The organism is Acidobacteriota bacterium, from assembly GCA_009861545.1.
In the GTDB taxonomy this organism is placed as follows: domain Bacteria; phylum Acidobacteriota; class Vicinamibacteria; order Vicinamibacterales; family UBA8438; genus WTFV01.
In genome coordinates, this window is the sequence record VXME01000046.1 from 77,914 (window position 1) to 84,365 (window position 6,452).

Here is a 6,452-nt window from a genome sequence, read left to right on the forward strand (position 1 = left end):
AGTCCCCGCTTAGACACGGTCCATGACCTCCTCGCACAGACTGTAGTAGTCCGCCGCACCGGTCGAGTTGGGCGCGAACGTGAAGATGGACTCGCGGTAGGCGGGCCCCTCCTCCAGCCGCACGTTCTTGGAGATCACGGTCCGGAAGACCTTGGCGCCGAACGCCTCGCGGATGCGGTGCTGGATGTCGCGTCCGAGCGAGGTCCTTCGGTCGTGCATCGTGATCAGCACGCCGAGGATGTCGAGCCCCGGGTTGGCCCGGGACTGCACGCGCTGCACCGTCTCCAGCAGATCGTCGGTGCCCTCGAGGGCGAAGTACGACGACTGGATGGGAATGAGCAGATGGGTCGCGGCGACCAGGGCGTTGACGGTGAGCAGGCCGAGCGCCGGCGGGCAGTCGATGACGACGTACGAGAAGCGCTCCCCCAGGGCGTCCAGACGCTCCTTGAGACGGAAGTGGGCGTCCAGCTCCCCCACCAGGCGCGCTTCGAGCTTCGCCAGGGCGATTCGGGCGGGCGCTATCCACAGGTTGTCCTGCGGCGAGGGGCGGATCACGTCCGACAGGGCGCAGCCGTCGTCGACCATCGTCTCGTACACGGAGCGGAAGGCCGCGTCGCGCTGCACGAAGGAGATCGTGCTGTTCCCCTGGGGGTCGAGATCGATGAGGAGGGTGGACTTGCCGCGCAGTGCGAGTGCGGAGGCCAGGTTGATGGCCGTGGTGGTCTTGCCGACGCCGCCCTTCTGATTGGCGATCGCAACAATCATCTGAACGCCGTCGAAGGAGAAGGACAGTGACGGTGCAACGCGGGCGGAACCGGAGCCCCTTGACGCCGCCGGAATGCGGGCATTCTAGGAACGACCCACCGGCATGTCAAGGCGGCGCACGCGGTGCTCTGCGAACAAGGCCCGCGCAATCAGCAGGTTGCGGAAGATGTCGGCCGGCCGACAGCGCGCGGTTGGCGGCCTGACGCTACATCTTGTACTTGCCCAGCTCCTCGGGGTCCAGGTTCTCCAGCCACTTGGCCAGGCGCTCGGAGTCGGCCTTGTCGGGGGCGAAGTCCAGGTTCTTCGCGTTCCTGACGACGACGTCCTCCACGTAGATCGGCGCGCTCACGCGCAGGGCCAGCGCGATCGCGTCGCTGGGGCGGGCATCGACGGCGACCGTCTCGCCCCGGACGCGGACGTGGATGAGGGCGTAGAAGGTGTTCTCCTTCAGATCGCACACGACGATCTTCTCCACTGTTCCGTTCAGATCGCTGATGAGGTTGCGCAGCAGGTCGTGGGTCATGGGCCGCGGTGTGGTCACGTTCTCGATCTGCAGGGCGATCGCATTGGCCTCGAAGATTCCGACCCAGATCGGAAGGACGTGCTCGCCGCCCTCGTCGCGGAGGATGACGATCGGCATGTTCGTGATCGGGTCGACCATCAGTCCCTTGATCGTCATCTCGATTTGCATCGACCCACCCCATCCCCGCTCGTTTGCGGCTCGACCGCCGGGGACAGAGTGCCCCAGAGGCTGTTCGGTCCGGCACGTTCGATCCGGACGTCGAGCAGGCGGCCGATGCAGGTCGGATCGCCCGGAAAGTTCACGATCGTGTTGCCGCTCGTGCGACCGGCGAACTCGCCGTCACGGCGTCGGCTGGGCGCGTCGGCCAGCACCGTGACGGTGCGCCCGACCGCCGCCGCGTGCAGCTCCCGCTGAATCCCCTGCTGCAGCGCCTGCAACGCGGCGAGTCGGCCCGCCTTCTCGGCCTCCGGCACGTCGTCCGGCATCCGCGCGCGCGCCAGGGTGTTCGGCCGCTCGGAGTACTTGAACGAGAACATGCTGTGGTAACGCACGGCTTCCGTCAGGCTCAGGGTCTGCTCGAAGTCCTCGGCGGTCTCCCCCGGGAACCCGACAATCATATCGGTCGACAGCGCGATGTCCGTTACCGCCGCCCGGATCTCGTCGACCTGCGCGAGATAGCGCTCGCGTGTGTGCCGCCGCCGCATCCGTCCGAGTACGCGCGTCGAACCGGACTGCACCGGCAGGTGGAGATGCTTGCACACCTTCGGCAGATCTCGAAGCGCCTCGATCATGCGCCGCGTCACGTGCCTCGGGTGCGGGCTCGCGAACCGGATGCGCTCGACGCCGGCGATTTCGTGGACGCGCTCGAGCAGTCCGGCGAAGTCGCAGTCCGGCGCATCGGGCGCCCGGTAGTGATTGACGATCTGGCCGAGTAGATGCACCTCGCGATGCCCGGCGGCGGCGGCCGCCGAGACCTCGCCCAGGATTTCCGCCACCGGCCGCATGCGTTCACGGCCTCGGGTATAGGGCACCACGCAGAAGGCGCAGAAGTCGTTGCAGCCCTCGATGACCGTCACGTAGGCCTTGACCGGATCGTCGCGGACCGCTACGCCGAGGGGAAACGAGACGTTGTCGTACGGACTGGTGTCGACCTGGGGACGGCGCGTCCGCTCGGCCTCCTCGATGGCCTGGGGAAGCATCGTCAGCGCCTGGGTCCCTATGACAACGTCCACCACCGGCGCGCGATCGACGATGCGCGATCCCTCCTGCTGCGCCACGCAGCCGGTCACCGCTACGAGGGGGCGCTCGTCGCGCGCGCGGTGCCGATACCGGTCGAGGCGCGCGAAGAGCTTCTCCGCCGCCCGTTCCCGCACGCTGCAGGTGTTGACGACGACGAGGGCCGGCTCCTCCTCCCCCGCCGCCGGCTCGTAGCCCGCCTGTTGCAGCAGACCGGCCAGCCGCTCGCTGTCGTGCACGTTCATCTGGCAGCCGAACGTCTCGACCGCGTACGTCCTTCCCATCGTGCTCACTCCCGACTCGTCCGGGGCGTCTCTTCCCGCACCGCGGGCAGCGCCGCCCTCGTCGACGCAGCGTGTCTGGAATCGAGCAGCTCGGACGCGCTCGCGAGGGCGGCCGAGCTACCGGATCCGGTCATGAGGCGCGCCAGCTCGGCGATCCGCCCGTCCGGGCTCAGCCGCTCGACCGCCGTTCTGGTCCGTCCCTCGCTCACGCACTTCGAGACGCCGAAATGGGCCGTCGCGTAGGCCGCCAACTGCGGTGCGTGCGTTACGCACAGGACCTGGTAGCGGTCGCCGAGCGCGCGAAGGCGCTCCCCTACCCGATCGGCCGCCCGCCCGCCGATTCCGGCGTCGATTTCATCGAAGACGAGGGTCTTGCCCGCGGTGTCGGTCGCAACCAGCGTCTTGAGGGCCAGCATCACGCGCGAGAGCTCTCCCCCCGAGGCGACCCGTGCGAGGGGCCGGGCGTCCTCGCCGGGGTTGGCGGACAGGAAGAGCTCCACCCGGTCGGTGCCGCGCTGGCCCCAGCGCTCTGCCGGAAGTCCGGTCTCGACGACGACGTCCACACGTCCGTTCGGCATGGCCAGTTGCCGGAGCTCCGCTTCGAGCGCCGGGGCCAGCGACCGCGCCTGCGTCACCCGCCGGGTCGACAGCGCTCGGGCGGCACCGAGATACGCGGCCCGCGCGGCGACCGCTTCCGACTCCAGCGCCGCCCGACGCGTCTCATCGTCGGTGCAGCGCCGGATCTCGGCGTCAATCGCCGTGCGCCGTTCGAGAACCGCGTCGAGACTTCCGCCGTACTTCCGAGCGAGACGCTCGACGTCCGCGAGCCGCGTTTCGACTTCTCCGAGCCGGTCCGGCGATACCTCGACGGCGGCGGCATAGGAGCGTAGCGCGTGGGCGAGGTCGTCGAGCAGGGGCGGGACCGTCTCGCGCGCCGCCGCGTGCTCGACGAATGCGGAATCGAGGGCGGCCAGCTCGTCGAGCTGGCGCCATACGACGCCGAGCGAGGACACCACCGAGTCGTCCCGCTCGTACAGCGCGGCGTAGGTCTGGCTCGCCAGATGCAGCAGCCGGTCCGCGTTCGCGAGGCGGCGGCGCTCGTTCCTCAGGAGCTCGTCCTCGCCCGGCTGGGGAGAGATCCTGTCGATCTCCTCGAGCTGAAACTGCAGGAACTCGATCCGCGCCGCCGCTTCCCGGGCGCCCTCCCGCTCCGCTTCGAGCTGCATCTCCGCCCTTCGCCAGCGGTCGTGGGCGGCGGCCACTTCCGAGGCGGCCGCTTCGAGCCCGCCGTAGGCGTCCAACAGTCCCACGTGGGAGCGCGGGTCGAGGAGGGCCTGGTGCTCGTGCTGGCCGTGGATGTCCACGAGCCGCCGGCCGAGCGTCCTGAGCGCCGCCGCCGTGGCAAGCGCGTCGTCGATGAAGATCCGGCCCCGTCCCTGCGCCGGGATCTCGCGTCTGACGATGCTCTCCTCGCCGTCTTCCGTCTCGAACGTGGCCTGAACGCGGGCTCCGGCCGCGCCGGTGCGCACCAGATCGGCCGCGCCGCGCCCGCCCACCAACAGCCCGAGCGCACCGATGATGATCGATTTTCCGGCGCCGGTCTCACCGGTCAGGACGTTGAATCCGTGGTCGAGCTCGATGTCCATCGCATCGACGATGGCGAGATCGCGGATGCTGAGGAAGCGAATCATGACCGGCGGCCGTTCGTCACTCCGGGCCCGGGCGCCCGCCGGATCGTGCCGGATCGCGACGGTCGTGGAAGGAAGCGCCATGTTAACATAATGTTTGACAGCGTCCAGGGGGCATGGTAGCCTTCTGCAACTAGCGCCTTCCCAGCGGCGCGCCATTTGTCAGAATCTGACGGAGGAACCGAGGTGCGTATCCTTGGATACTATACCTTTGCCTTCCTTCAGGCGCCCGTGGCAAGCGAGCCTGTGGAAGCATTCGGCGGTCTGCTCAGTCTGATCGCCCGGTCGTCCCTCATCAGCCAGTTGGTACTGGCATCCCTGCTCGTTTTCTCGGTCGCTTCATGGGCGGTCATCCTCTTCAAGCTCTGGCAGTTCCGGCAGGTCGACGCGCACACCTCGACGTTCGTGACCATCTTTCGCAAGAGCCGGAAGTTCTCGGAAGTGCAATCCGTATGCAAGTCGCTTGCCGCTAGTCCGCTGTCCGGCGTGTTCCAGGCCGGATACGTCGAGCTCAATGCGCAGCTTCGGGACGCCGGGTCGCCGGGCGGCGATCCGGGGACAGGAGGTGCGCCGCGTCCGGCGCTGCGGAGCTTCGAGGCGCTCGACCGTTCGCTGCTGCGCGCCGCGAACGTGGAGGTCAACAAGCTGGAGCGGCACGTGGCGCTGCTGGCGACGACGGCGAGCATCACGCCGTTCATCGGCCTGTTCGGGACCGTCGTCGGCATCATCAACGCCTTTCAGGAGATCGGCGCGACCGGCTCGACGAATCTCGCGGTCGTCGCACCGGGCATCGCCGAGGCGCTGATCGCGACCGCGGCCGGTCTGTTCGCGGCGATTCCCGCCGTCTACTTCTACAACCACCTGACGCACCGGGTGAAGGTCACCGCATCGACCGTCGACGATTTCTCGCTGGAGTTCCTGAATATCGCCGAGCGCTACTTCTCCGGGTGAGGGTGCATTCACGATGCCGAAGGTTCAGACGATGGAGAGCGGCGGCGGAAGCGGCCGGCGGCGCGGCCGGCGAACGGGCACGTCGCTGTCGGAGATCAACGTCGTGCCGCTGGTCGACGTCATGCTCGTCATGCTGGTCATCTTCATGGTGGCCGCGCCCATGATGCAGCGGGGGCTGGACGTGCAGCTTCCGGAAGCCCGCCGCGCCGAGCCGCTGGTGTCGGAGCGGCTGTTCGTCACGGTCCCCCTCGCCTATCGAACCGAGGGCGTGGTGCAGGTCGGCGACGACACCATCGACATCGGCGCGTTGGCGGATCGCCTGCTGGCGGACCTGGAGGGCCGGGATGACAAGGGCGTCTTTCTGCGCGGGGACAGCGACATCACGTACGGCGAGCTGGTCTCCGTGATCGATCAGCTCAAGGAGGGGGGCGTCGAGGACGTCGGGCTGGTGCTCGAGCAGCCAAGCCTACGATAGGCGGTGTCCGGTGCAGGAAGCGACATCCGATCTCCTGACCGCCCGATCGGGCAGAACCGACGAGTTGCGTAGTACGGCCGTCGTATCGGCGGCCGGGCACGTCATCCTGATCGCGGCCGTCCTGTTGCCCCCCGCCGGATGGCTGTCCGATCCGACGAGCGAGCCGGCGCTCGACGTCATGACCATCCGCCTCGGCGGTCCGCAGGGCCCGGGCGAAGGAGGTCGTACCGCGCTGGGCGCCCGCCCCATTCAGCAGGTCGTGCCGCTGCAGGAGATCCGCCGCCCGCAATGGATCCAGCCGCCCACCGCCGCGCCGCCGAAGATGATCCTGCCGGTGCCCGAAGCCGTGCCGGCCCGGCGGGCGGAGCCGGAGGTCGCGGTCGACACGGCCCCGGACGAGGCCCGCGGACGTACGCCGACCCGCGGACCGGAGGTCCGCGAGGGGCGGGCCATGGGCGAGAAGGGGGGGGCAGGGCTGGGGCATATAAACAAATCGAGCAGCCGCCCCTCGTACGCGTGGAGATCTCGGT

At 68.7% G+C, this 6,452-nt stretch carries 7 protein-coding genes; 3 read left to right on the top strand and 4 right to left on the bottom strand.

The features are described from left to right. Positions 1–9: 9 nt before the first annotated feature. The 4 genes from F4X11_07560 to recN all read right to left on the bottom strand — a co-directional run bounded on the left by F4X11_07560 (position 10) and on the right by recN (position 4,655). The gene (locus F4X11_07560; GenBank protein MYN64868.1) at positions 10–765 is read right to left on the bottom strand and encodes a ParA family protein; all 756 of its coding nucleotides are present in this window, start codon (positions 763–765) and stop codon (positions 10–12) included. Positions 766–970: 205 nt separating this feature from the next. Further along, the gene (locus F4X11_07565) at positions 971–1,456 is read right to left on the bottom strand and encodes a bifunctional nuclease family protein (GenBank protein ID MYN64869.1); all 486 of its coding nucleotides are present in this window, start codon (positions 1,454–1,456) and stop codon (positions 971–973) included. Continuing rightward, positions 1,441–2,808: a tRNA (N6-isopentenyl adenosine(37)-C2)-methylthiotransferase MiaB gene (gene miaB, locus F4X11_07570; GenBank protein ID MYN64870.1), complete on the bottom strand. Its 1,368-nt coding sequence runs from the start codon at positions 2,806–2,808 to the stop codon at positions 1,441–1,443. Before miaB ends, F4X11_07565 begins: the two co-directional genes overlap by 16 nt. 5 nt (positions 2,809–2,813) lie before the next feature. Continuing rightward, a complete protein-coding gene (recN, locus tag F4X11_07575) occupies positions 2,814–4,655 on the bottom strand; it encodes a DNA repair protein RecN (protein ID MYN64871.1) in 1,842 nt (613 codons plus the stop codon). Here recN and F4X11_07580 point away from each other — a divergent pair, their 5' ends adjacent. The 3 genes from F4X11_07580 to F4X11_07590 all read left to right on the top strand — a co-directional run. Next, positions 4,656–5,447, top strand: a complete 792-nt coding sequence (locus tag F4X11_07580) for a hypothetical protein (GenBank protein MYN64872.1) — start codon at positions 4,656–4,658, stop codon at positions 5,445–5,447. Positions 5,448–5,460: 13 nt separating this feature from the next. Beyond that, positions 5,461–5,922, top strand: coding sequence for a protein TolR (locus tag F4X11_07585; protein MYN64873.1), 462 nt, complete (start codon positions 5,461–5,463; stop codon positions 5,920–5,922). 64 nt (positions 5,923–5,986) lie between these two features. After that, positions 5,987–6,452, top strand: a 466-nt coding sequence (locus F4X11_07590) for a hypothetical protein (GenBank protein MYN64874.1), incomplete at its 3' end; no start/stop codon positions are given.